Below are 25,652 nucleotides of genomic sequence, written 5' to 3'. Positions count from 1 at the left end.
CTCTGGATGTTGCTCTGGAAGCGCCACCTCCCGAAATGTGGCCCCGGATAAACCGAAGGTTTCAATCCTTGTTGCTCTGGATGTTGCTCTGGAAGTTAACAGCGGATGAAATTATCTCTGTATTACCAAAAAGTTTCAATCCTTGTTGCTCTGGATGTTGCTCTGGAAGGTAATCAGCGCGGGTGTAAAAACAACATAATTAATGGTTTCAATCCTTGTTGCTCTGGATGTTGCTCTGGAAGCTTGGACATTGAGCTTAAATGAAGATGGTGAACTGGGTTTCAATCCTTGTTGCTCTGGATGTTGCTCTGGAAGAACGCAGATTCACCGATTCAGGCAGATTTGAATAGGCTGTTTCAATCCTTGTTGCTCTGGATGTTGCTCTGGAAGAAAAATTTCCGTTATGATTTTTGATCGCAAAAGCGAGTTTCAATCCTTGTTGCTCTGGATGTTGCTCTGGAAGCTCTTTAACGCCCGTATAAACTGCGGTTTTAATAATGTTTCAATCCTTGTTGCTCTGGATGTTGCTCTGGAAGATCACATTGTAAGTGGTTGCCAAGTATTTCCGTTTTGTTTCAATCCTTGTTGCTCTGGATGTTGCTCTGGAAGTTATCTGGCAAAGACGTGATTTGAGTGCCCCTGAGGGTTTCAATCCTTGTTGCTCTGGATGTTGCTCTGGAAGAAACCCTCCCTATTTTTTCTTTTTTTACGTTAATACGTTTCAATCCTTGTTGCTCTGGATGTTGCTCTGGAAGGAATCAATGGGGAAATCTTCCTACGGAGACAATTCAGTTTCAATCCTTGTTGCTCTGGATGTTGCTCTGGAAGTAACAGCGGCTGAAATTATCTCTGTATTTCCCAGATGTTTCAATCCTTGTTGCTCTGGATGTTGCTCTGGAAGTAAGACGACATATCATATGTAATTCACTTTAAATCAGTTTCAATCCTTGTTGCTCTGGATGTTGCTCTGGAAGTTTTTTTATTCTCTCGTAATCCATAATTTACAATTGTGTTTCAATCCTTGTTGCTCTGGATGTTGCTCTGGAAGTTAATACTTTCTTTTGCTGCGTAAGAATTACCGTTAAGTTTCAATCCTTGTTGCTCTGGATGTTGCTCTGGAAGATAATCATGACCTAATTGATTTGCAAAACATGTTAGTTTCAATCCTTGTTGCTCTGGATGTTGCTCTGGAAGTCATGATATTTTGTTTTAGTGTTATTTGTATAATGGTTTCAATCCTTGTTGCTCTGGATGTTGCTCTGGAAGATCATTACCTCGATGAATAATCCTTTTTCATCCTCGGTTTCAATCCTTGTTGCTCTGGATGTTGCTCTGGAAGGGTGTACGGCATTCGGGAAATTGCTCGGTATTTGTCGTTTCAATCCTTGTTGCTCTGGATGTTGCTCTGGAAGAATCAGCTCGTTCATCTTCGACGGAAATCAAATGTAGTTTCAATCCTTGTTGCTCTGGATGTTGCTCTGGAAGTGGTTGGCGATTTTACGAAGGCAAAATTTTGGCTGCGGTTTCAATCCTTGTTGCTCTGGATGTTGCTCTGGAAGTAGTATCTTTTGTCCCGGTTATTACCCTGTTTTTAATGTTTCAATCCTTGTTGCTCTGGATGTTGCTCTGGAAGATATTGTCGTGAAGTTAGAATACAAAATAATTTCGAGTTTCAATCCTTGTTGCTCTGGATGTTGCTCTGGAAGTTTCCCTTATTGACCCCGGAAGTTGGAGCGGGCTTAGTTTCAATCCTTGTTGCTCTGGATGTTGCTCTGGAAGTTTATTTTATAAGCAAGATTTATTTTGCCTTCAAAGTTTCAATCCTTGTTGCTCTGGATGTTGCTCTGGAAGAAAACAACAGCCCGGCATATACTTTATCATTAGCTGGTTTCAATCCTTGTTGCTCTGGATGTTGCTCTGGAAGTGGTTGGCGATTTTACGAAGGCAAAATTTTGGCTGCGGTTTCAATCCTTGTTGCTCTGGATGTTGCTCTGGAAGATTCTAACTTCACGACAATATGCTACTGCCGCCGCAGTTTCAATCCTTGTTGCTCTGGATGTTGCTCTGGAAGTGAACGAAGCTATCAATAATGGAAGTGCTTCAAAATGTTTCAATCCTTGTTGCTCTGGATGTTGCTCTGGAAGTCAATATGGGCGAAAGCTTTTTATCTGATTACCAGAGTTTCAATCCTTGTTGCTCTGGATGTTGCTCTGGAAGTGCAATTGGGGTTTCTGTGGTGTATTCATCTGTTTGTTTCAATCCTTGTTGCTCTGGATGTTGCTCTGGAAGTTAAGGCCGAATACGAGGCATTAAAGGCTTCACTGGGTTTCAATCCTTGTTGCTCTGGATGTTGCTCTGGAAGAGATCAGGGGGGGCAAACATCCACCTCGCAAGAAGGTTTCAATCCTTGTTGCTCTGGATGTTGCTCTGGAAGACAGCACCCTTATTCATTGTTGCCCCCTTTCTTTTTGTTTCAATCCTTGTTGCTCTGGATGTTGCTCTGGAAGTTTCCCTTATTGACCCCGGAAGTTGGAGCTGGCTTAGTTTCAATCCTTGTTGCTCTGGATGTTGCTCTGGAAGAAATTTTTAACTCTGTTTTTTGAATTAACACAATTAGTTTCAATCCTTGTTGCTCTGGATGTTGCTCTGGAAGCAATGAATGCAGAACTATTTTCATGCAGAATATCGGTTTCAATCCTTGTTGCTCTGGATGTTGCTCTGGAAGTCAATATGGGCGAAAGCTTTTTATCTGATTACCAGAGTTTCAATCCTTGTTGCTCTGGATGTTGCTCTGGAAGATATTTTTTGAATTAACACTCTTATTAATTGTTTTAGTTTCAATCCTTGTTGCTCTGGATGTTGCTCTGGAAGTTTTCCCTTATTGACCCCGGAAGTTGGAGCTGGCTTAGTTTCAATCCTTGTTGCTCTGGATGTTGCTCTGGAAGTTTTCCCTTATTGACCCCGGAAGTTGGAGCTGGCTTAGTTTCAATCCTTGTTGCTCTGGATGTTGCTCTGGAAGTGAATTGGCAGGATGGTTCAAGGATATGAACAAATAGTTTCAATCCTTGTTGCTCTGGATGTTGCTCTGGAAGAATTTCAGAAGTAATGAAATCCGTTTTAGCTAAGCAGTTTCAATCCTTGTTGCTCTGGATGTTGCTCTGGAAGACTGTATTTTTCCCGTACTGAATTACTGGAATATCTGTTTCAATCCTTGTTGCTCTGGATGTTGCTCTGGAAGCTTTATTTTCATTTCTGTTTCAATTTAATTTTCTACGTTTCAATCCTTGTTGCTCTGGATGTTGCTCTGGAAGATAGCCGTTGTTATGCACTGATGCGGATTATTAGCTAGTTTCAATCCTTGTTGCTCTGGATGTTGCTCTGGAAGCTTTTCTTTCCAATAACCATAATGTCCTTTCATGTAGTTTCAATCCTTGTTGCTCTGGATGTTGCTCTGGAAGAGCCTACGAGCGAGGCAGGACGTTCGATATTACGAAGTTTCAATCCTTGTTGCTCTGGATGTTGCTCTGGAAGAGCTTATTGATCTTTGATTCATCTTTCTGAAGCAAAGTTTCAATCCTTGTTGCTCTGGATGTTGCTCTGGAAGACCTTTGGGCAATTTTGCTCTGGTTGTTTTTCAATGTTTCAATCCTTGTTGCTCTGGATGTTGCTCTGGAAGAAAATTGAGGTAGAGCGTCTTTAGCCTTACCTAAAAGTTTCAATCCTTGTTGCTCTGGATGTTGCTCTGGAAGTGCTAATTTTTATTTGTTTGTATCTTATTGATGAAGGTTTCAATCCTTGTTGCTCTGGATGTTGCTCTGGAAGACCTTATTCAGATTATCAGAAATTGGGAATCTGGATGTTTCAATCCTTGTTGCTCTGGATGTTGCTCTGGAAGTTACACAGTTTTTTATCTGTTTGTTTTCCAGTGCCGTAATAGTTTATTTGGCTATGCTCTTTTTGATTTTTCAGTATGTCAAAGAACTCTGATATGTGTTTGTTTTTAAACATTTTCGAAAGTGTAATCTATTATTATTCTTTTAGTTATTGCCTTATTTTTCAGCGTATCAAATAAATTCCAGTCCGTAAATGCCTATTTTATACAAATATTCCGGTATGTACAGCCGATACAGCGTTGTTTGTATTTGGTTGCTTTGGGAAAATAATTCTGTGTAATTATTTCGTTTACAGCTTGGCATATGGAACGAACTTCGTTTTTAGCCGCGTCCGGAATTTCAACTTCAACCAGTTTGTTTGCAGAACGGGTGTAGACCAAAAATCCTTTGGTTACTTTTTTCGCAAAATTGTTTTCAATAAGAACCGCGTAACACTCCAATTGTGTTCTGTAAGTTTCATAAATCCGATCTTCAAATTTAGCAAATTTGTAGTCGAGCGGAGCCATCGTATCATCATTTAATAAAAGTACTTCGTCAATTTTTCCTCTCAGTATTTGATTGGTTAAATATTGGTCGGCGTATTTTGCCTTTACTCCGATTCGTTTTCTTAGGTAATCTCTATTCTGTTCGAGCTTTTGCTCATGGACATTTCTCCCTTTTTCAACTTTGAAATGTCTCTCTTCATATTGAGGGATACTTAGCACATACTCGAAGTAAGTAAACCTCGGACAGTACAAGTATTCAATGATATGTGACGGAGTTATGGACATCAGAAAAACAAGGCTCTAATTTCATCGGTGATTAATTTCTTATCGAATGCCTGTCCCATAAGTGCTGTTTGGCGTAGCTCGTTCTTACTCATCGGGAAGATGTAAACGGAATCCGATTCTTCGTCAATAAGTTCTTTTATCTCCAACTCAAGACTGTCTTTTTCATTGTCTTCCATACTACCCAGAAATACTGATTTTTGTACCCGGTACAATCCCGACCTTTTACAAATCTTAGAGACCTTTCCTCGTTGTCGATTCTTTTTAATGTCGTATAAAACCCAGCAGATCATAGCTTGTTGATTAATTTGTTTGCAAATTGATGAGCGTCCATCTGCATGGCGTTCATGCGGGTTTGATTCCTTCCGTTATATTTTATTTTCTCTTCGTCGAGAAATTGCATGAGTGATTGCATCAGTAAGTTTTTACCATCGCCATTTAAACTGATACCGTTGGTGATGGTATCGGTGTGGCTATCATTTACTTTTTTTGCGGAGAACAGCTTAAAGACTACTTCATCGGCATATATTCGATAGGGTTCAATAAAGTCGAAGACCATACTTTTCATGTTATAATCATCGCGGTGCATAAAACCGACATAGGGGTCAAGTCCGGCTATGACCAGCACTTTTTCGACCCTGCTGTAAAGTACGCCGTAGGCATAATTGAGAAAAGCATTGAACGAATCTTGTGCAGGACGAAAGCTTCGCCCGTTGAACTGGTAGCGCTCAGTTAATAAGGTACTAAGTGTTTGGAAGTATATCCGACCAGCAGTTCCTTCCAGTCCGCGCAGGGTGTCATCGACGGCATCAATGTTGATCCCTTCAAGATCGTTCATTTTTTGTTTGAGCGAAGTGATTGAGTCAATCTTTTCCTGGATTTGGTCAGCGGTTGCTGGTCGATGATTTTTCAATCGTTTCAGAAACTCTACTTGGTTGTTGAGCTTTTTCGTTAGCCAGCTTTTAATCCAGAAAACACCCACCTCGTTCAGACTTGCTTCCAGCTGCTGTTTGCGAATTTTGGAGGTACTTCCAGGTTTACTATGCCAAAAACGGCCGACTGGTACGCCATCGTATTCGAAGATAATGATGTCGATGTTGTTTTTCATGGCCAGAATAACAGCATCAGTGCTGATTGCAGCTCCTTTACTCATTAATATGGAGGTAACCTTTTGACTGGCAAAATGATGTTTTTGTTTTTCCCCGTCTTTGGTCAGCGAAACCTCAAATAGTTCGTCTTTTACATGGACATACGTACCATAGGTATTGATGATTAGTTGCATGCTTCAAGCTTTATTGTATTAGACTAATGGTTCCAAAACCGCGACTAACGGCTTTGCCAATTCCTGCCCAGTCAGGCAGGTACGCATTGCTGGTGAAACTCCCCGAAAAGGCAAGCATAGTTTGGTTTTTGAACAGGGTTTGTTTTTCTTCGAGCCGGGCAACAGCCATAATGCGTTCCGAAGTTCGGAAATCGAGCCCTTTGTAAAAACTGAGGATGTTGTTTTGAATTTGGCGGTTAAGGAACTGTTTCTTTTCATCTTCGTCCAGCTTGCTGTACTTTTGAAAGTTTTCCTGGTTTAGTGCCATCCATAAAGTTTTGAATGAATAGTTGTACAACTGCTGGTTAACACTCAACTCTATTTGTTTTTGTTGAATGTTTTTAGCCTTTACCGGGTAATGTTGTCCTTCGATGTCGAGTTCGCGGATTTTCAAGAAAAGCGAAACCAACAATTCGGCCCCTTCCTGAAACCCAACCAGAACCGGAACCCGGTCGATTACCTTATATTGTACCAACGGATAGGCATACCGCGACGAGCCATCGTCGTAATGATTATGCAACAGCGGCGAATGTTCTTTAAAAAGGTTGCCAAAATAGCCACGAAGTTTATGGGCATCGCGGGTTTGCAATTGAATGTCCGGAAATTGTATGGTCGTTTGTGTGATTTGCATAGTTAAATAAGTTATAGAAAAACATTTTTTTCGCTTTTTTTAAATACTATTCCAAACTCATAAGAGTATTCTGCATCGATATAGTTGAATCCTTTATCATCTTTCAATATTGGAAAACTAAATTGCTTAGACTTTCGAACAGATAATTCATGCTTTGCCTTTTCCATTGCACTCTTATTCTTAAATTCTACAGACCAGTAATCCTCCTCTTCTCCATATTTATTAGCATTATTTTTCATCGGAATAACTGATATTGTATCTAATCCTTCGCGTGTATAAACTTCATCCTTATTTACATTGTCTTTTATGAAATGCAGATTCCTTTGAATCTCAGAATACTTTTTTATTCCATCTATAAAGTGAGTATCTGTTTCTATGTCAATTTCAGAATAAACTTGGTCAACCATTTGGAGTAGTTGATGTTCATTTAAAGCTTCTCCATCATGGTTTTGTATTACAGAAAATGTATTGTCCAGTATTCCGGGAACATCATAAACCCATTTCCTTGTTATTTCGGTTTCTTGGAAAACAATGATTTTAGTTCCTGCTTTTGAGCGTTTCCTATTAACACGACCCGCACGTTGAACAATCGCATCAATAGGAGCATTTTCCGTAAACAGTATATCGAAATCAATATCCAAACTAACCTCAACAACTTGCGTCGCGACTAATAGTAATGACTCTCCTGAATTTTCAGCAAGCAATATCTCTTTTTCCTTGTCTATCCTATCTTGTTGCATAAACCTGGAATGATAACAAAAGGCCTTTGAAGCATAGTCTTTCAGTGTGGAATAGATACGTGTTGCTTCATCGACAGTATTTACAACAACAAGAACTTTCTTTGCTGACTCAATTGCAGCGATTATTTCATCTAACAAATCATCAACCAGACAATCGCGTGTTTCAAAGATATTCCTCGATTGGTCAAGTAATTCCTTATCCTGAATTAAGCTGTAATTCCCATCTCCCAATGATTTTGTTAATAGCCGCTGAAGTTTTGACGGCATGGTTGCACTCATGATAAAAAACCGAGTACCAAACTCTGACTTCAAATAGGAAATCGTTGAAATTATAAGCGCTAATGTGTAAGGTGCATAAAGATGAATCTCATCGATAATAATCCAGGAATTCATCATGTGAAAAGTCTTTAGCTCCCAATATCCAAGATTGAACCCTTGCGTAAGAACCTGATCAATGGTGCATACATTGACATTCTGAAAAAAAGTTCGATCTTTCAGGTATTCCTTCTGATCGTAGTTTTCAGTTGTTTCTTTACGGAAAAAAAGTGCAGAAGAATGAACAATTGCAACAGAATCATCATTAAAATACTGTAACAATCGATTGTAAATGGCATTTGAAGTTACGCGGGTTGGTAGTAAATAAATAATCCGTTCCTCAGCTTTTTTCTGAGAAGCCCACAACAAAGCAGCCTCGGTTTTTCCGCTCCCTGTTGGGGCAATAGCAATCACATTACCGGGGACTGTGCTTTCTGTTTGAAACCGTCTGAATTTGAAACTATCAGCAATTTCTGTTTTCCCTTCGTTTCTTAACTTACTTACAATCCTTTCTCTCAAAAACTCATTGTCGTAAACTATACCCTCTTTAGGGAACTGGTGAGCTGATCCAAGCCAATCACAAATAGTTAAAACTGCTTTATATCTGATATACTGCTTACGTGTATCAAAAACGAATTTTTCGGAAGTCCCTTTGATAAAGTTCTTAAATGCTATTATTAAAAGATTTGTTTTTAACTGATTTGACAACCTAGCTATGACCTTTGAATCGAAAGATGCTCCAATTCTCTTTTCGTTAAGTTTAGCCTTATAATAGTCAATTATAAAATCAAAAGATTCTTTGTTTATGCAAATCTCAACGTAGTCATTTTCACGATCAAAAACACCCTCCACCAAATCTTTATGATGGCTGAAAACACTTAATACAGGCAAAGGATTTTGGATGAACTTAGCTTTATCATTCAGTAAAATAAAGACACCGGAATAAAGCTCGTGACGAATATAGTTGTCGTAATCATGAACTCTATTATACATGACATCCTGAAAATTCAGTGTAGCCTTTCCTATATCGTTGCAACAAAACAGAAATATAAGAATCATCCCAAAAGCGATTATCGGGAATGATTGATCTGTACTGTTGGAAAATAATATCCCACACCGATAAAACCCAATCGGTATGGGATATTAATGATTCATTTGGATTTTTCTTAGCAAGGAGTTCCTCCATAACCGTTAGAAATGAAAAAGTGGCACAAATATCTCTTTATATAAAATGCCTTTCTTCTTTATATTCAGTTTCATCTCTTTGGTGATCAACGAAAACTGTTTGCGTTGACACACACTGCGCATCCCATAACTATCAGTATAAGTAAAACGGGTCGGTAAATCCATAGCAACCGGATCGGATGTTGAGTAGATAGAAAAATCCAAACCATTCGAGGCATTTGATAAAACCTCTTCAATGATATCGCCTTCAATAAGGCAATAAGAAACATTGTCTGCCTCTATTGTATTTGTTTCATCCACAATAGCTACAACCTTGGCTAGTGAATCACTGTTACCCAGGGTTAGCCCATAAACTGGATTCTCAAATGAATTCATTAGGAAATCTACTCTTGATATATCTTCCGAACCATATATCAAAATCACTTCATTTTGGAATAATACTTCTTTCAGAATAATGCTTCGCTCCCTGAAATCATTGTATTTCCACAAATCGGTTGTCATTCCTACGTTTTTGCAGTACGACCCCATCTCAAAAGCTGAGCCCTCAAAGAACCGTTGAGCTTCTTCCGGGCTTTTTCCCATTGCAGCACCTGCAACACCAACCAATGTTGTTGGGGGTGGCAACGGTAATGTCTTGTGGAAATTCTGAAACTCAGGATTTCGAAAGGTTGCTGTCTGTGTCTTTAATTCAACAATACAATATTTCATCTTAAGCCTTGAAATAATCTTTTACCCAATTTTCAATTTTATTGAATCCTTCTTCTAAGGAAAGAACCGATTCATCGAGATTTAATGATGCCTTTTGCCCGGCAAATACATGATCGGAAATGAATTTTTGATAGTCATCAACAACAGTTGAAAGAATACCTGAATTAACCTTTCCCGATTTGTCAATGGTTACTGATTCAAGAAAGACCGGATTCTTCACACTCATATAAGCCGCTGCAATAAACTTTGGCGAAATGTCGGCAAGGAAACGCGATTGGCGGCCGGTACTCCAAAGCGTCCTGAATGCATCGATAAAAGCCAGAACCCTTTTCTGTTTCTCTTCATTTGTGATGTATTCGGAATCATCAAATTTTGTCTTTTTATTCTCATTGACAATTCGCCCATTACCAATTCTGTCCAGTTCAATCAAGATGGTTCCCCTGTACAAACCTGAATGTATTTCAGTTTCATAAATATTGGGTTCACCGCCTTTGTTAACACCCATAAAGTTGGTGCCATAATCAAGATCACCCTTGTAAGTATTGATTGCGACTAATGATTCGACGCGAATAGCAGATGTACGCTGGCTTCGTGCACTGGCATTCATATACCCAAATAAATCATCATCGATGTAAGCACTTGGATCGCCTTCGGTGCTTGCCGGATTCTTTCCTTCGCCAGGAGTGACCATAGAAATCTGCTGTCCCATCTCTTCAAGTCGATCGCGTAATGCCCTGCGGATGGCTTGCGACGACACGTAAGGCAACTCGGTTCCATTATCGAGCGTTATTTTCTTGATCGGGTTAATGTTGTCAACATCTTTATCGGCTCCATTCAAGCTGGCAAACGATACTTTCGATAAATAGGTAATTGTAATGCTATTGTTTTTCATTTGAAGTTGTATTTATTGGTTTAATTACATTGTTAATCACATTTAAGGCTCCGATAATGGCAAATTGTTTGACCATTTCGAAGTTTTCTTCATTCAGATTTTCTTTGAAAAGTTCGCTGTTAACCTGCAACTGGTACTTGTTCATGATGCGGATAATGGCATCATTGAATTGATCGAGTGTTCTCGATTTATTCAAATCGATAATGTATTTGCGGCCATTTTTTGCATTTGACTTCTCGTCATTTTTATTTTCGGGATTTTCGAATCTGGTAATTGCCATACCAATCGAAGTCCCCAGTTTAAAAGCTTTTTCCTGCATTTCCGGTGTCATTTGTCTATTAATTTTAAGTTCGTATTTGCTTGTAAATAGATATAGTTGTTCGTAATTTTTAAATCCAACAGGGTCTCCCTTTAAGAGGTAAGTGTAACATTGATAATATAACTGTGCAATCTCATTAACCACTGATTTTCCGTTTAGCATTAAGGTCATCACCTTTTCTCTCTGTTTCCGTTCCAGCAGATAACTATTCCCTGAGTTCCTTTCTGAGCTTTTCATAAATTTTAAGCTTGAAAGCATTTGCGAAAATTTAATTCCTTCTTTCTCTAAATAAATGATTAGCTTGATTGCAAATTTGAAATTATTGAAATATTCAAATGCATTAGGGCGAAGTGTTGAAGAGAAGGAATCGGCTTTGAATGAGATCAGGGATATTGGTATTTTCTCGAATCCCAAATCGAAAATGTTGTCCACTTCATTAATGTCCTCAAAACCTTTATCATAAAGGAACTGTTTGTAGAAAGTATAAATCAGGGCAAATAATGTTTCATGTTTTCCTTTGAAATCATTAGGTTCAGACAGACTATCCTTAATTCGTTTAAATTGATAAATTCTAAAATTTGTAAAATAATTCGTTTTCTTATTAAGCATTGAATCCTTATAAACTGATAAATTTCTTTCATAAAGTGTATTAAGCTTTAATAAATCAGTTGATTCGAAAAAATAACAGTTGATTATTCCCCGAATATCTTTATCTTTTTTTGTATAAAAATATAGGCAAAGCTTAGGTGAGAATCTATATAAATACATTGTAGCCCAACTAATATTTACATCATTCTTGTTCAATGATGAGTTAAATGACTTGCTCCCTTGCTGCTTTATAAATGGACTTATATTAGCATTGGGTACTAACTTTTTATAACCAATTCCTGTGATATAACAAAACTTTTTTCCAGTTATAAAGTAATCATCAATAGGCTTTTCCAATCGAGTAATGCAGGTATATTCTTCATTCAGATAGACAATACTCCCAAATTTCATATTATTTTCTTCCTGAAACTTTAGAAATTTTGCTTTTAGATCATCAGTAAGGCTTTCGAGCTTTGTCTGGTTAGCCTCAAGTAAAGTATTTCGAGACTTATTATTGGTGATTAAATGAGTTAATCCGTAAGTGTTTTTTTTGGGAAAATACACGAATTGATCCTTTTCTACATCATAATAAGCGTTGCAATCTTTTTTGTTTCTAAGATTATCTTCCTGCTTCTCTGTAACAGTGTCATATAGCTCCCTGCCCATGTAGTAGTAAACATCTTCCAACAAAGTGAATAGTTTGTCGCATTTAACGTGCAATGAATCTTTTTCAAGAGAGTAAGAATAGTCGTACTCAACGTTAGTATCCTCTTTGAAAACCTTCAGGTACTGGAACAATGCCACAATCCCGGCATTGATAAAGATGTTTGAAGTTCGTTTAAATTCAATTTCGGTTATCATGATTAATTCGGTTTTGCTCTAATTGCCAGTGTCCTATTTGTGCTATGGCTTTATCCTAGTTGTTATTTTAGTTTTGGTCAAATATGGTACTTGTGACTCCCGAATTCGTGGAGTCACAGAATAAGTTTTGCGTTTTTTTGATTTTTGTTTTCAGGTATTCACAGAATCCGGTATTGCCAATAATCTGAACATCTTCTGCCAGTCCTAATACAAATCGTCCAGGGCCTTCGTATTTTGCAACCGGTACTTTCAGGATGTATTTATTGATGCTTTGTTCTGACAAATACTTATCTGCCAGGGGATATTCTTCAATCAGAAGGTTGCGTGCTTTGAGCGTGAGTATTAGCTCCAGTTGCTTGTTGAGTTCTCCGGTGTTCCGGAAAATATCAACCGGCATTGAACGGTGGAACCTCGCATATTCCCAGTTTAGCGGAGAGATTTGTACGTCTTCAATCCGGCAGATTTTAAATTGACGGTTTTGTTTTAAAGTGGTGTCAAATGCCCAAATAAGATTAAAATCATCCTTGAATTCGAATGGCTCAACCAATCGGTTTTTAACAGTTTGGCTGTTGCCGGATGCATAGTTTATCAATAGGACCTGCTTTTTCCGCCTCATCGCCTCCGCGAGTGTTTGTACTTTAACGGACTTTTCTTTTTGTAAATAGGAATCAAGTGCCTTGTCCTGATTGAGAAATTTAGCTAGTTTTCTTTTCAATGCAGATGTTGTGCTTTTAGGGGCATCCAGTAAGTCAATTGTTCGGGATAGGAGCCAGCTCTCTTCTTCTGTAAAATGAAGTATATTTTGCAGAACATGATGGTCGTCCTTCTGGTGCTCAATCCAGTATTTTCCATCCTTCTGGATTAGGTTAAATCCGATCTCAAGCAGGTCGTTCCGGTAGTTGTAAAATGCGGAATCCTTTATACCCAGCAAATCGACACATTCGTTCCTGGTCTTGGGGTAACTATTAGAAAGGAAAAGGATTAGTTTTAGTAGGCGTTGTGATTTGGTGGATTGAAGCATTGGTTTTCTATTCAGTGTCCAATAAAGTTACGAAATTCATCATTATGTGTTATCTGTTTTGAAATATTCTTAATTTGTTGCGTTGCTTTATTTGATGAATTTAATTTTTACGCTTGTAATATCGACAACTTTTGTTTTAAAAAGAGGGTGTTATTGTCGTTGAATCAAAGGGATGATGCAGTTTGTCTGAAAGGTTTTGGTGCGATTCGCGATCATGCTGTATGCGAAGAGTGAAGCACCAGTAATTAGTCAAACGTGAAAAACTCTCATTTTTCCAGAAAGCATGAAACTTAAGTTTCTACTGAAGAGGAAAATTAGGTTTTCGAATAGCTCAAAAATATTTTTTTGCCGTTGGTATTTGTTGTCGCTTTTAGTTGGCTTTCCGGGACAAATAATTTCAGTGCTATTTAGGCGAACGTGAAAAATAAACTTTATTTTCTACGTTCGACGACTTCTGTTGATGGCGGTTTTAAAAAAGACTTTTTCTGCTACACCTACAAAAAAACGACCGTCTCAAAACGAAATTTGAGACGGTCGTTTTCTGTGATGCCGTTGTGTTGAAATGGAATTTATTTCACTTCGGGAAACACATTATTGTCATCCTTCTCCCGGATGTACGTTTCGATGTGACGGTCTTTTTTTACTTCGTAAATATCTTTAATGGTTACAATAATTCCCGTTTCTTCCACGTCGCCAAAGCGGTCGTTCAGTACAGTTCCGAAGGTCTTCATAGAAGGGCTCAGGTTCATGTAGGCATTAATCAGCGGAGGGATATTTTCGCCATACTCCCTGACTTTATGTGTCAGGATCCGATAATCTTCATTGTACGATCCGCCGGAGAAAATTTGCTCCATAGTTTCCATGTCCAAACGCAAATCAATTGGTCTTTTTGGGGTAACCAGGTTGTCGCGGTCGCGAAAGTATTTGGAGAAGAAACACAAAATTAAATTCCGGGCATCGATGTTAAAATGCGTGTACATAGTCACCTTGCCAAAAAAGTATTTAATTTCCGGGTGGTCGACCGTTAGCGCTCCTAAACCATCCCACAAATTGTCGAGAGCAAACAGCGCTTTGGCCCCTGCTTTGCTCGACTGGTAGTCGGGCTGAACAAATGAGCGGCCCAGTTCGAGGGTGTAGGGAAGGTAGTTTTCGATAAATTCCTTGGAGAAATGGAACAGGCGAGAGGTGGCCAGTTTTACTTCGCCGTTTTCATCCAAAGGCAAATTTTTGCAGATTATGTAACGGTAGCCCCCGAGAATTTCCCGGGCATCCGGGTCCCATACAATTAATTGTTTATACGGATTCTCACAGGTGTCGTATTGATCAATATCCAGATCCTTTCCCGTTCCACCGCCGGCATCGCGAAAACTGATTTCCCGAAGTCGGCCAATTTCATACATGATATTGGGAGAGTCATGATGAGTGATCACATAGATCTCATTGGCACCTTTATTGGTTTTTCTCAACAACTTTTCCGGGGTAAGCTCCGCCAGAATAGCATCTTTCGCTACAGGTGCAGCAATTTCCTTCATACTTGGTATGCTTAATAAAAATGAGCTACAAAGCTAAAAAAAATATAATAAGAACAGGGAAATCGCTTTTAGAAAAAAATACTTGATTTGACGTTATATGGGCCGTTAGCCGGCTGATCAATCCGGAACATGATGGAATCTGGTTTCCAAAAACCTGATCTCCGGGTTCACCTTAGTAGCCGGTCAAGCGCCATCTCCCTCAACCTGATAGACCTTATTTTTTAAGCTTTCGGAACTGTATGCGACAATAGTCGCCAAATCTGTTTCAGACAACGAAGGGGAACGTGACACCAGAAAATGAACATGATCGGGATTAGCGTAAATGGCATAAAGTTTCGAATCATTTTTATTGACGGTTCCAGTGATGTATTTTCCTATCCTCACCCGGTTCTTTTCCTGAATGATCCGATTCCGGCCGAAAGTTGTAAAGATAAAATGGTGTATAAAATATTGTATTCGATCTTTATCCGATAAGGTGAATCAGGTTAATGTTCTTTTTTTATATCATTGGCTACTAAGGTTATAACGATACAAATAAGGTTTTTTACGAAAAGGATAACAAAAGATATTCAAATAACGGTTAAAAGCGATTTCCCTGTTGTTTCATTTGCCTCTTTGGCCGGGTAAGCCGTAAAGAATTCGTTTGACTTCGTCGGCCCATTGTTTTTGTGTTTTCGTTTTGTCAAACGTTTTATACGATATGGGTTTACCAAACGTGAGGGTAAATTCCTGATTTTTATGCTTAAATGTTTCATCCGACAGAAAAAACATTTCCAGGTTCCATTTTATCCGCAGAAAACTCCGCAGGTTGGCCAGGTTGTAGAAAAAATTTGAGTTTCGGCCGCTGATATGTACCGGGATGACATCGCGCCGGTATTCGATGGCTTTCTGGATAAAATGTTTTTTCCAGTCCAGGTCGGTTACTTTGCCCTTTACTTTTCGGGAAGCGAAGCCGGACGGAAAAATCAGGATTTGAACATCGGAACTGTATTCGCGGTGGATGATCTCTGCAATTTCACGATTATGTCCGCCGTGCTTGTTGATTGGCACAAAAATACTTTTCAGCGGGTAAATCTTCATCAATACATCATTGACCAAAAAGCGCAGATCCCCGACCTGATTGTGCACATTGTGCATGAGTAAAAGCGAGTCGAAACCGCCCAGGGGGTGGTTGGCTGCAAAAATGAACCGGCCTTCCCGGGGGACATTCTCCAGCCCGTAAACTTTTTGGCTGACGTTGAAATACTGAACGGTGCTGTTGGCAAAATCAATCCCCTCCTGGTGACCGTATGTTGTCAAAATTTCGTTGATTTCGCCGATGTGCATAATCCGGTTGATGTACCGGTAAATGAAACCGGGCAGTAGCCTGGCCAGTTTCGGGTTCTTCTCCCGGAACAGCGCTTCAATGTCAATTGGCTTTATTTCGCTGCGTCTATTTTCGGTCATGAGCATGTATTTTGCCTGCAAAATAGAAAAATTATCGCTACGTCAAACCGCGATGGCTACTGTTTGTAGCTTTGTTCATCGTGGTTGATTTATTAACGGGTGTTGATAAATTTCCGAAATGTCAAAATCCCTGCTAATAAGCACTATTTGTACAGATATGAACGTTTTTATTGAAGTTGTGAACAGGAAATAAACATTTTTTTTAGTTTAAAAGGTGGAGAAAAGTGACTGAAAGTGACTGAAAGTGGATTTTTGGGAAAGAATTTACTAATTTTACGATTGAAAAATAGGCAATTAACTCATGGATTTTTCAGCAGAAAAAAACGCAACCGTTGACGAAAAAGGTCGTGTCGTATTGCCTGCCGATTACAAAAACGAGATGGGAGGCGGGATTCCCGGTGGTCAGTTGACCATCGAGCTGGATCCCTATGAAAAATGCCTGAACATTTACCCGATGGAAATCTGGGAAAAACGCCTGGCTTTTCTGAAGGGAAAACTGAATCGGAACAATCGTGAGCAAAGCCGCTTGCTGGACTTAATTTACCGGAGTTTCAAAATTATTCAGGTTCCCGAAAGTTGCCGGATGAATCTTCCGAACAACTTTATCGAAAAAGTGGGCATCGCCAAAGAGGTGGTCTTTGTGGGCCAGGGTGATCGGATCCGGCTTTGGGATGTCGGGGAATACGAGGCTTATCTTGGATCAATGGGAGGATACGGAGAGTTATTTGACAAGCATTTTGGAAATTTGGAGGAATTGTAGTGGAACAAGCTTACCACATACCGGTTTTATTGAATGAAAGCATCGAAGGGCTAAACATTCAAAAGGATGGAGACTACGTAGATGTTACCTTTGGCGGCGGCGGGCATTCCCGCGAAATATTGAACAGGCTGTCGGCCGGCCGGTTATTCGCTTTTGACCAGGATGAAGATGCCGCGGCAAACGCTTTTGATGATCCCCGCTTTTATTTTATCCGTCATAACTTCAGGTATATCCGTCATTTTCTGCGCTATTATCAGGTCGAGAAGGTCGATGGGATACTGGCCGACCTGGGTGTCTCTTCTCATGATTTTGATGTGGCCGAACGCGGATTCTCTTTTCGTTTCCCGGGCGATCTGGATATGCGGATGAACCGGAATTCCGCGACGACGGCTGCATCGGTTATTAATGAGTACGACGAAGAAACACTGATCCGGGTTTTCAGGGAATACGGCGAAGTAGAAAATGCCCGCCGGCTGGTGAAACAGTTGGTCGAAGCGCGGCAGGTTCAGCCGGTTCGTACCATCGATCAGTTTAAAAGCGCCATTGCCTCGTGTGTTCCAAAGAAAAATGAAACAAAATACCTCGCCAAAGTTTTTCAGGCCTTGCGCATTGAAACCAATGGCGAACTGGATGTGCTGAAAGATTTTCTGGTACAGAGCGAAGAACTTCTGAAACCGGGAGGACGTCTGGTGGTGATTACCTATCATTCGCTGGAAGACCGTCTGGTCAAGAATTTTATCCGGACCGGAAACTTTGAGGGAAAACAGGAAAAAGACTTTTTCGGGAATGTTACTTCCAGCCTGGAAGCCGTCAACCGCAAAGTCATGATTCCCGGTGATGAAGAGATTGATCGTAACCCAAGGGCCCGAAGCGCCAAATTAAGAATTGCGGAAAAACGATGACCGAAGAAACTCCAAAAAATGAAAAAGGGAAGGCCCGCAAAAGCGGACTGAAATCCTTTTTGGGAGGTAGTTTGCTGGCCAGCGAGAAGGTGATGAAGCAAATGCCTTTTGTCTTTTTCGTGGTATTTCTGGGAATACTGCTCATCACCAACCGTTACTGGGCCGAAAAAACAATGAGGCAAATCGAGACGGCTCAGGATTCGATTAAAGAGCTGAAAGCCGAATCAATCACATTTGAGACCGAGTTGATGCGGATGAACCGGCCTTCGGAAATTACAAATAAGGTTAAGGAAAGCGGGCTGAACCTGGTTGAACCCCAGGAGCCTGCACGTAAAATAAAATTAAAAAAATCGGATCGGGATTAAATGGAAATCAGGAAAGACATAACCTTCCGTTTTGGAATTATTTATTTTTTGGCTGTTTTGGTGGGCGTCACCATTGTAGTCAAATCTTTTTTGATTCAAACAGTGGAAACCGGGAAGTGGAAACAGATTTCCAAAGATCTGAAAAGCAATACCGCCCAAATAACGGCTAAACGCGGTAATGTTTGTGCCGACGACGGAAGTATCCTGGCCACCTCGGTCCCCTATTACGAATTGCGGCTCGACCTGGCGGCTCCCCGCATAAAACGTGTGTTTAGTGATGATGCCGACGAATTCTCACTGCAGGTAGCCGAGTTATTTAAGGTGTCTAAAGCGCAATTCAAACAAAACCTGACGAAGGCATATAAAGCCGGAAACCGCTGGTTTCTGATCCATCCGCAAAAAGTAAACTATAATCAGCTTCAGCAATTCAAACGGTTGAGTATGATGAAGAAAAGCCATTTTGGCTCGGGACTGATTGTTGTTGGTGAAAGCGAGCGAATTCTTCCGCATGGCGATATGGCCAGCCGCACCATTGGTACCTTAAATAAAGGAGCTTTTGGCGGTATTCACGGGAATGTTGGTTATTCGGGCATCGAAGGGATTATGGAAGGTTACTTGGCCGGTGAAAACGGGCTGGCCCTGAAACGAAATTTGTCCGGTCATTGGGTTGATGTGCCCATTATTGACCCAAAAGACGGGAAAGACATCATTACCACCATCAACGTAAACCTGCAGGACTTTACACAAAACGCGCTGATGCGGCAAATGCGCGAATCTCAGGCAGAGTGGGGGACAGCAGTAGTGATGGAAGTGAAAACCGGCGAGGTAAAAGCCATTGCCAACCTGGGGCTTAAAAAGGACGGCACCTATGCCGAAACCTACAATTTTGCTTTGGGGCATGCCGGTTGCAGCGAGCCGGGTTCAACCTTTAAGCTGGTGTCGATGATGGTGGCGATGGAAGATGGTTATGTGGATACAACCGATGTTTTTGATACCGGAATCGGCCGCTGGGAATACCGGGGACAAACCATATACGACAGCGATTACGGTCGCGGTACGCACGGGAAACTCAGTATGAAGCGTATTTTTGAACTTTCTTCAAACGTGGGGGTGGCAAAAATTATTACCAAACATTACGAAGGGAAGGAAAAAGATTTTATCGACCGCATTTACAACTTCGGATTGAATAAACCCCTTGGACTTGGATTTGCCGGAGAAGGGGTACCCTATATCAAGTATCCGGGAGATAAAACCTGGTGGGGACCTTCCCTGGCCTGGATTTCTTATGGTTACGAGATTAAACTGACTCCTTTGCAAACGCTCACCTTTTATAATGCCATTGCCAACGACGGACGCATGATTAAACCCCGCTTTGTTAAAGAAGTCCGTGAAAACGGCGTGTTGGTAAAAGAATTTAAGCCGGAGGTAATCAGTCCGTCGATCTGTTCGCGAGCGACACTGGCCAAAACGCAGGCCTTGCTGCACGGCGTGTGCAGCGAGGGTACCGGCAAGGCCCTGAATAACCCCTATTTCCCGATAGCCGGTAAAACCGGGACGGCCCAGGTGGCATACAATAATGAAGGTTACAGCCAGGGCGGCAGGAAAAATTACCAGGCTTCGTTTGCCGGATACTTCCCGGCTGACGATCCGAAATATTCGGTCATCGTGGTCATCGTGGGGCCCAAAGGAAAGTATTATGGCGCTTCGGTTGCCGGTCCGGTTTTTAAAGAAGTAGCGGCCAAAGTATATGCTTCTTTTCTGGAACCGCGTTCGCCAAAAGATGAAATACCGGCTGAAGCGCCGGTCGTAAAAGCCGGGTTCAAAGACGATATTAAAGAAGCTTCTGAGGAGTTGAACCTGGATATTGATGCACGGAAAGCCGATTCGGAGCTGATCAGGGTAAAAACAACAACGGGAAAACCGGAGGTCGCCGCGATCACCCTTCGCGACGGATTGGTGCCCGATGTAACCGGCATGGGCGGGAGCGACGCCTTGTTCCTGCTCGAAAAGTCGGGCTTGAACGTGAAAATAAACGGTGTGGGAAAAGTACGCAAACAGTCGTTGCCTGCCGGAAATAAATTAAAGAAGGGACAAACTATTTATTTGGAATTGAGTTGATGAGAACATTGAAGAACATATTATCAGGCCTGGAGTTTGAGCTGGTTTCGGGGAACCTTTCCGCCGAAATCGGTCAACTGCATTTCGATTCACGCCAGGTGAAACCGGGCGATGTGTTTATTGCGGTAGGCGGCACACATGTCGATGGACATGCCTTTATTCCCGCGGCCGTTGAAAACGGGGCGGCGGTGATTATTGCCGAGCGAAGTGATGTGGAAGTCGGTCCGGCCACCCTGGTAAAAATGGAACATACGGCATCGGCGATTGGATTTCTGGCGGCTAATTATTACGGAAATCCGTCTGAAAACCTGAAGGTGGTTGGCGTTACCGGAACAAACGGGAAAACCACGATTGCCACCTTGCTTTACCGCATGTTCAAAAAACTGGGCTACCAGGCCGGATTGATTTCGACCATTAAATATTATGTAGGCGAAGAGGAATACCCGGCCTCGCATACGACGCCTGATGCCCTGCAAATTCAGTCGTTGATGGCTCAAATGGTGGATGCCGGCTGCGAATATTGTTTTATGGAAGTCAGCTCGCATGCGATCGATCAGGACCGGATCAACGGGATTGCATTCGATGGCGGTATCTTCACCAACCTGACACACGATCACCTCGACTATCATAAAACCTTTGCCGAATACCTGAAAGCGAAGAAAAAATTCTTTGACCAATTGCCGGCCTCTGCTTTTGCGCTGACGAATGCCGATGAGAAAAACGGCAAGGTAATGCTGCAAAATACAAAGGCCGAACAAAGAACATATGCCTTAAAAACGCTGGCCGATTTTAAATGCAAAGTGCTGGAGAAACACCTCGACGGCATGTTGCTGGATATCGACGGACGGGAAGTCTGGACGCACTTCTCCGGAATTTTTAATGCCTACAACCTGATGGCGGTTTATGGCACGGCTTTGTTGTTGGGCGAAAAGGCGGAGCCCGTGTTGCAGGTGATGAGCGAATTACGCCCGGTGGCCGGCCGTTTCGAAATTCTGCGTTCGCCCGACGGGAAGTATGCCATTGTTGATTATGCGCATACCCCGGACGCTCTGAAGAATGTATTGAGCGGGATCGGCGAAATACGGACCGGGGCCGAGCAGGTGATTACGGTGGTGGGTGCCGGCGGCGACCGCGATAAAACCAAACGCCCGGTGATGGCCAAAGAAGCAGTCATGCAAAGCGATAAGGTCATCCTGACATCGGATAATCCGCGCACCGAAGTTCCCGGGCAGATTATTGCCGATATGGAAGCCGGAGTAGAACCTCATCAGCGCAGAAAAGTCTTGTCGATCGAGAACAGGAAAGAAGCGATCCGTACTGCCTGCATGTTGGCAAAACCGGGCGATATCATCCTGATTGCCGGGAAAGGACACGAAGATTACCAGGAGATTATGGGCGTGAAATATCATTTTGACGATAAAGAAGTGGTCAGTGAAATTTTTAATTCAAATCAATAAAAAGAAAAACAATGGTTAGTTTATTGTATGAATGGCTGAAAGATTTTGATATTCCCGGACTGGGAATGCTTCAGTATATTTCTTTCCGGTCGGCAGCGGCAATCATTACGTCACTGTTTATTACGATGGGTTTCGGTAAAAAGCTTATTCGTGTGCTGCAAACCAAACAAATAGGCGAGGAAGTCCGAGATTTGGGGCTGGAAGGACAAATGCAGAAAAAAGGTACGCCCACGATGGGAGGCATTATTATCCTGGCTTCCATTATTATCCCAACCCTGCTTTTTGCACAATTAAATAACATCTACATCATTCTGATGCTGATCACCACCATATGGCTCGGAATCATCGGTTTTATCGACGATTATATCAAGGTTTTCCTCAAAGACAAACAAGGCTTGGCTGGAAAATTCAAAATACTTGGACAAGTTAGCCTGGGAATTATAGTGGCATCAACGCTCTATTTGTCTGATAATGTGGTGGTCCGCGAAAAGGTGCGTAACGCCAAAGGCGATTTTGTGAAAGAAATTGTGGTTGACAATGAGACCGGGCAGCAGGAAATTCGCTTTGTGACCAAGGATGTTAAGTCGACACGGACAACCATCCCCTTTCTGAAAAACCATGAGTTTGATTATGTCTGGGTGATCCGCTTTGTAGGCGACAGCGCCGGCTATTTGCGCTGGCTGGTTTATGCACTCGCAATCATTCTGATTATCACGGCAGTTTCCAATGCGGCCAATCTGACCGACGGCATCGACGGGCTGGCCACCGGAACATCGGCGATCAGCGGGGTGACCTTGGGTATTCTGGCCTACGTGAGCGGGAATATCATTTATGCCGATTACCTGAACATCATGTATATCCCGCATATCGGTGAACTGACGGTATTTATCGCAGCCTTCATTGGTGCAACGGTTGGCTTCTTGTGGTGGAATTCGTTCCCGGCCCAGGTATTCATGGGCGACACGGGAAGCCTGGCGCTGGGTGGAATCCTGGCAGTGTTCGCGGTCATTATCCGGAAAGAAATTCTGATCCCGATCCTTTGCGGCATCTTTGTGATTGAAAATTTGTCGGTGCTGATCCAGGTAACTTATTTCAAATACACCAAACGAAAATACGGCGAGGGACAGCGGGTTTTCCTGATGAGCCCGATCCATCATCATTATCAGAAAAAAGGCATTCCGGAACCGAAAATTGTCACCCGGTTTTGGATTGTGGGAATTGTTTTGGCAGTATTTACGATTGCAACTTTAAAAATGCGGTAGCTGTGGCAGAAAAAACAGTCATATTGGGAGCAGGCGAAAGCGGTGTTGGCGCGGCTATACTCGCTAAAAAGCAGGGTTTCGACGTATTCGTCTCCGATGCAGGAACGATTAAAGAAAAATATAAAGATGCCTTGGTGGCCCGTGGGATTCGTTTCGAAGAAGGTCGTCATTCGGAAGACGACATTCTGAAAGCCGACCTGGTGATCAAAAGTCCGGGTATCCCTGATAAAGCGCCGCTCATAAAAAAGATGAAAGAAGCAGCTGTTCCGGTTATCTCCGAGATTGAATTTGCCGGCCGGTACAATCGGGCGAAAACCATCTGCATAACCGGCAGTAACGGTAAAACCACCACCACCATGCTCACTTATCACCTGCTGAAAACGGCCGGTTTGCATGTCGGCCTGGCCGGAAATGTCGGTGAAAGCTTTGCCTGGCAGGTGGCCGAAAAAGATTTCGATTATTATGTGATCGAACTAAGCAGCTTTCAGTTGGACGGCATGTTTGAATTTAAAGCGGATGTGGCCTTGTTGCTGAACATCACACCCGACCACCTGGATCGCTACGAGTATCAGATGCAGAATTATGTGGATTCGAAATTCCGCATCATTCAAAATCAAACACAAGATGATTTTTTCATCTACGGCGCCGATGATCCGGTGATACGGGAAGAACTGAAAAAACGGAACATACCGGCTAACTGCCTGCCGTTTAGCTGGGACGAAGCGCCTGAAAGCGGCGCCGGTACAAAAGGGAATAACATCATTATTAATTGGGGAAAAAACACATTCACTATGTCTATTTTTGATATTGCTTTACAGGGAAGACATAACACCTACAATTCGATGGCAGCCGGGCTTGCCGGAATGGTGTTAAAAATCAGGAACGAGAAAATCAGGGAAAGCTTGTCCAATTTTCAAGGAGTGGAACACCGGCTGGAGCGTTTTCTAAAAGTGCACGGCATCGAATTTATCAACGATTCGAAAGCAACCAATGTCAATTCGACCTGGTATGCCTTGGAAAGTATTAACCGTCCGATTGTCTGGATTGCAGGCGGTGTGGATAAAGGAAATGATTACAGCGCCTTGCACAACCTGGTTAAAGAAAAAGTAAAAGCGATCATCTGCCTGGGGGTGGATAATAAAAAGATTATCGATTCATTTTCGGACATTGTCCCGGATATTATCGAAACCCGCGACATTAAAGATGCCGTTCGTTCGGCCTATTACCTTGCCAAAAATGGCGAAGTGGTATTGTTGTCGCCGGCCTGTGCCAGTTTCGACCTGTTTGAAAACTATGAGGACCGCGGACGCCAGTTTAAAATGGCGGTCAGGGAACTGTAATTATTGAAAACGGAGAACGGTAAAAAAGTATGGACTTTTCATTGGGAAAAATATTTAAAGGAGACCGGATTCTTTGGGTGGTGCTGGTGTTTTTGTCACTCGCGTCTATCCTGGTGGTTTACAGCGCTACGGGGCGCCTGGCTTATCGCGAAGCAGGCGGTCAGACGGCATACTACCTGGTGAGGCAAACGGTTTTCATTTTGTTGGGTTTTGGGGTGATGGTTCTCCTGGTGAATGTGATTCCTGTAAAAATTTATTCCTGGATAGCTCCTTTGTTGCTGATGATCACGATTCTTTCCCTGTTTGCGGCGATCATTCAGTTTAAGCTAAGTCCGGCCAAGCCTACCCCCCGTTCGCTCGATTTGGGATTTTTCAGCTTTCAGCCGGCCGAGCTGGCAAAAATTTCCCTGGTGATGTTTGTGGCGAAGGTGCTTTCCAAACGACAAAAGTCGGCCGAAGAACTGAAAAAAGCATTCTACTGGGTGATGGGCGCTACGATGGTGGTGAGCGGGATCATTTTTTACGGCAACATTTCAACCTCCGTATTGATTTTTTTGAGCATTATGGTGCTGATGCTGATTGCCCGCGTTCCGATGAAATATTTACTGATGACAGGACTGGCTGGCTTGTTGCTCTTGTCGGTTGTTTATTTCACGGCCGATTACCTGCCTTCTTCCTTTGGGCGGGTGCATACTTTTAAAGAACGGGTGAATGACTTTATTTATGGCGATGCCGACTCCGAAGAGGGAACAACACAGGCCGATTATGCCCGTTTGGCGGTTTTTGAGGGCGGTTTGCTGGGGAAAGGTCCCGGCGGAAGCGAAGTGAGTAACTACATGGAAGCTGCCTATAACGACTTTATTTATGCCATTATTATTGAAGAATACGGACTGGTGGGAGGACTGGCGGTGGTATTTCTTTATCTCGTGTTTTTATATCGCGGGGTAACCATTGTCAGGCGGTGCAACCGCACGTTTCCGGCTTTTTTAACGGCCGGGCTGGTATTGTTGCTGGTATTTCAGGCATTAATTAACATGTCGGTTTCGGTGGGGGTGATGCCCGTTACCGGTCAGCCGCTGCCGTGGATCAGCATGGGTGGAACATCCATGTTGTTTACGGCCGTATCGTTTGGAATGATTTTATCAGTCAGTTATCACAATCAAAAAAACAGAGAAACCGTAGAACAGCCGGTGATGGTAAATTTGCCGGACGAAGATCAGGAGTTGTAA

At 42.1% G+C, this 25,652-nt stretch carries 20 protein-coding genes and 1 CRISPR repeat array (1 of these 21 cut by a window edge); of the genes, 8 read left to right on the top strand and 12 right to left on the bottom strand.

Translation table 11 applies throughout. The features are described from left to right. Positions 1–3,895: a CRISPR direct-repeat array (repeat unit 37 nt; unit sequence GTTTCAATCCTTGTTGCTCTGGATGTTGCTCTGGAAG); it reaches 5,356 nt to the left of the window's first position. A gap of 195 nt (positions 3,896–4,090) precedes the next feature. The 12 genes from cas4 to glsA all read right to left on the bottom strand — a co-directional run bounded on the left by cas4 (position 4,091) and on the right by glsA (position 16,219). Beyond that, on the bottom strand, positions 4,091–4,663 hold the full coding sequence (cas4, locus tag AC6H3C_RS20350) for a CRISPR-associated protein Cas4 (RefSeq protein ID WP_497517374.1): 573 nt from the start codon (positions 4,661–4,663) through the stop codon (positions 4,091–4,093). Continuing rightward, complete coding sequence (cas2, locus tag AC6H3C_RS20345; RefSeq protein ID WP_497517372.1) at positions 4,663–4,953, bottom strand: CRISPR-associated endonuclease Cas2; 291 nt, start codon at positions 4,951–4,953, stop codon at positions 4,663–4,665. Before cas2 ends, cas4 begins: the two co-directional genes overlap by 1 nt. Next, positions 4,950–5,942: a CRISPR-associated endonuclease Cas1 gene (gene cas1, locus AC6H3C_RS20340; protein WP_497517371.1), complete on the bottom strand. Its 993-nt coding sequence runs from the start codon at positions 5,940–5,942 to the stop codon at positions 4,950–4,952. Before cas1 ends, cas2 begins: the two co-directional genes overlap by 4 nt. Positions 5,943–5,952: 10 nt before the next feature. Beyond that, a complete protein-coding gene (locus AC6H3C_RS20335; protein WP_497517369.1) occupies positions 5,953–6,612 on the bottom strand; it encodes a CRISPR-associated endonuclease Cas6 in 660 nt (219 codons plus the stop codon). Between the two features lie 11 nt (positions 6,613–6,623). Next, positions 6,624–8,660: a CRISPR-associated helicase Cas3' gene (gene cas3 / locus AC6H3C_RS20330; protein WP_497517368.1), complete on the bottom strand. Its 2,037-nt coding sequence runs from the start codon at positions 8,658–8,660 to the stop codon at positions 6,624–6,626. Between the two features lie 198 nt (positions 8,661–8,858). Next, the gene (gene cas5 / locus AC6H3C_RS20325; protein ID WP_497517367.1) at positions 8,859–9,560 is read right to left on the bottom strand and encodes a CRISPR-associated protein Cas5; all 702 of its coding nucleotides are present in this window, start codon (positions 9,558–9,560) and stop codon (positions 8,859–8,861) included. Position 9,561: 1 nt separating this feature from the next. Continuing rightward, entirely contained in the window at positions 9,562–10,452 is an 891-nt protein-coding gene (gene cas7i, locus AC6H3C_RS20320) for a type I-B CRISPR-associated protein Cas7/Cst2/DevR (RefSeq protein ID WP_497517366.1), read from the bottom strand. Further along, the gene (locus tag AC6H3C_RS20315; RefSeq protein WP_497517365.1) at positions 10,439–12,220 is read right to left on the bottom strand and encodes a hypothetical protein; all 1,782 of its coding nucleotides are present in this window, start codon (positions 12,218–12,220) and stop codon (positions 10,439–10,441) included. The genes cas7i and AC6H3C_RS20315 overlap by 14 nt, the downstream gene beginning before the upstream one ends. Before the next feature lie 67 nt (positions 12,221–12,287). Beyond that, positions 12,288–13,241 carry a helix-turn-helix transcriptional regulator gene (locus AC6H3C_RS20310; RefSeq protein ID WP_497517363.1) on the bottom strand — a complete coding sequence of 318 codons (954 nt, stop codon included), beginning with the start codon at positions 13,239–13,241 and terminating at the stop codon, positions 12,288–12,290. Between the two features lie 569 nt (positions 13,242–13,810). Then, entirely contained in the window at positions 13,811–14,773 is a 963-nt protein-coding gene (gene glsB, locus AC6H3C_RS20305) for a glycine N(alpha)-acyltransferase GlsB (RefSeq protein WP_497517361.1), read from the bottom strand. 183 nt (positions 14,774–14,956) lie between these two features. After that, complete coding sequence (locus AC6H3C_RS20300) at positions 14,957–15,205, bottom strand: transposase (protein WP_497521286.1); 249 nt, start codon at positions 15,203–15,205, stop codon at positions 14,957–14,959. Between the two features lie 171 nt (positions 15,206–15,376). Further along, positions 15,377–16,219: a lyso-glycine lipid O-acyltransferase GlsA gene (gene glsA, locus AC6H3C_RS20295; protein ID WP_497517360.1), complete on the bottom strand. Its 843-nt coding sequence runs from the start codon at positions 16,217–16,219 to the stop codon at positions 15,377–15,379. A gap of 301 nt (positions 16,220–16,520) precedes the next feature. Between glsA and AC6H3C_RS20290 the strand changes: the two genes are divergently transcribed. Genes AC6H3C_RS20290 through AC6H3C_RS20255 form a run of 8 tightly spaced genes read left to right on the top strand, consistent with a single transcriptional unit; the run spans position 16,521 to position 25,652 of the window. Beyond that, complete coding sequence (locus tag AC6H3C_RS20290; protein ID WP_497517358.1) at positions 16,521–16,979, top strand: division/cell wall cluster transcriptional repressor MraZ; 459 nt, start codon at positions 16,521–16,523, stop codon at positions 16,977–16,979. Continuing rightward, on the top strand, positions 16,979–17,881 hold the full coding sequence (rsmH, locus tag AC6H3C_RS20285; RefSeq protein WP_497517357.1) for a 16S rRNA (cytosine(1402)-N(4))-methyltransferase RsmH: 903 nt from the start codon (positions 16,979–16,981) through the stop codon (positions 17,879–17,881). The genes AC6H3C_RS20290 and rsmH overlap by 1 nt, the downstream gene beginning before the upstream one ends. Continuing rightward, positions 17,878–18,246: an FtsL-like putative cell division protein gene (locus AC6H3C_RS20280; protein WP_497517356.1), complete on the top strand. Its 369-nt coding sequence runs from the start codon at positions 17,878–17,880 to the stop codon at positions 18,244–18,246. Before rsmH ends, AC6H3C_RS20280 begins: the two co-directional genes overlap by 4 nt. Beyond that, entirely contained in the window at positions 18,247–20,364 is a 2,118-nt protein-coding gene (locus AC6H3C_RS20275; RefSeq protein WP_497517355.1) for a penicillin-binding protein, read from the top strand. After that, positions 20,364–21,821 (top strand): UDP-N-acetylmuramoyl-L-alanyl-D-glutamate--2,6-diaminopimelate ligase, encoded by a 1,458-nt coding sequence (locus AC6H3C_RS20270; RefSeq protein WP_497517354.1) that lies wholly within the window; start codon positions 20,364–20,366, stop codon positions 21,819–21,821. The genes AC6H3C_RS20275 and AC6H3C_RS20270 overlap by 1 nt, the downstream gene beginning before the upstream one ends. Positions 21,822–21,832: 11 nt before the next feature. After that, on the top strand, positions 21,833–23,083 hold the full coding sequence (mraY, locus tag AC6H3C_RS20265) for a phospho-N-acetylmuramoyl-pentapeptide-transferase (RefSeq protein WP_497517353.1): 1,251 nt from the start codon (positions 21,833–21,835) through the stop codon (positions 23,081–23,083). A 2-nt stretch (positions 23,084–23,085) separates the two neighbouring features. Continuing rightward, complete coding sequence (gene murD, locus AC6H3C_RS20260) at positions 23,086–24,423, top strand: UDP-N-acetylmuramoyl-L-alanine--D-glutamate ligase (RefSeq protein WP_497517352.1); 1,338 nt, start codon at positions 23,086–23,088, stop codon at positions 24,421–24,423. A 29-nt stretch (positions 24,424–24,452) separates the two neighbouring features. Beyond that, positions 24,453–25,652 (top strand): FtsW/RodA/SpoVE family cell cycle protein, encoded by a 1,200-nt coding sequence (locus AC6H3C_RS20255; protein WP_497517351.1) that lies wholly within the window; start codon positions 24,453–24,455, stop codon positions 25,650–25,652.

This window comes from Gaoshiqia sp. US2 (assembly GCF_059705485.1).
Note: the sequence above shows the minus strand (reverse complement) of the source record. Positions and strands in the feature narration are given on the sequence as shown.

What these genes read in the sequence shown, in the direction of transcription:
- cas4 (WP_497517374.1), bottom strand. Translation starts at nt 4,663, where the DNA reads ATGTCCATAACTCCGTCACATATCATTGAATACTTGTACTGTCCGAGG.
- cas2 (WP_497517372.1), bottom strand. Translation starts at nt 4,953, where the DNA reads ATGATCTGCTGGGTTTTATACGACATTAAAAAGAATCGACAACGAGGA.
- cas1 (WP_497517371.1), bottom strand. Translation starts at nt 5,942, where the DNA reads ATGCAACTAATCATCAATACCTATGGTACGTATGTCCATGTAAAAGAC.
- AC6H3C_RS20335 (WP_497517369.1), bottom strand. Translation starts at nt 6,612, where the DNA reads ATGCAAATCACACAAACGACCATACAATTTCCGGACATTCAATTGCAA.
- cas3 (WP_497517368.1), bottom strand. Translation starts at nt 8,660, where the DNA reads ATGTATAATAGAGTTCATGATTACGACAACTATATTCGTCACGAGCTT.
- cas5 (WP_497517367.1), bottom strand. Translation starts at nt 9,560, where the DNA reads ATGAAATATTGTATTGTTGAATTAAAGACACAGACAGCAACCTTTCGA.
- cas7i (WP_497517366.1), bottom strand. Translation starts at nt 10,452, where the DNA reads ATGAAAAACAATAGCATTACAATTACCTATTTATCGAAAGTATCGTTT.
- AC6H3C_RS20315 (WP_497517365.1), bottom strand. Translation starts at nt 12,220, where the DNA reads ATGATAACCGAAATTGAATTTAAACGAACTTCAAACATCTTTATCAAT.
- AC6H3C_RS20310 (WP_497517363.1), bottom strand. Translation starts at nt 13,241, where the DNA reads ATGCTTCAATCCACCAAATCACAACGCCTACTAAAACTAATCCTTTTC.
- glsB (WP_497517361.1), bottom strand. Translation starts at nt 14,773, where the DNA reads ATGAAGGAAATTGCTGCACCTGTAGCGAAAGATGCTATTCTGGCGGAG.
- glsA (WP_497517360.1), bottom strand. Translation starts at nt 16,219, where the DNA reads ATGACCGAAAATAGACGCAGCGAAATAAAGCCAATTGACATTGAAGCG.
- AC6H3C_RS20290 (WP_497517358.1), top strand. Translation starts at nt 16,521, where the DNA reads ATGGATTTTTCAGCAGAAAAAAACGCAACCGTTGACGAAAAAGGTCGT.
- AC6H3C_RS20280 (WP_497517356.1), top strand. Translation starts at nt 17,878, where the DNA reads ATGACCGAAGAAACTCCAAAAAATGAAAAAGGGAAGGCCCGCAAAAGC.
- AC6H3C_RS20275 (WP_497517355.1), top strand. Translation starts at nt 18,247, where the DNA reads ATGGAAATCAGGAAAGACATAACCTTCCGTTTTGGAATTATTTATTTT.
- AC6H3C_RS20270 (WP_497517354.1), top strand. Translation starts at nt 20,364, where the DNA reads ATGAGAACATTGAAGAACATATTATCAGGCCTGGAGTTTGAGCTGGTT.
- mraY (WP_497517353.1), top strand. Translation starts at nt 21,833, where the DNA reads ATGGTTAGTTTATTGTATGAATGGCTGAAAGATTTTGATATTCCCGGA.
- AC6H3C_RS20255 (WP_497517351.1), top strand. Translation starts at nt 24,453, where the DNA reads ATGGACTTTTCATTGGGAAAAATATTTAAAGGAGACCGGATTCTTTGG.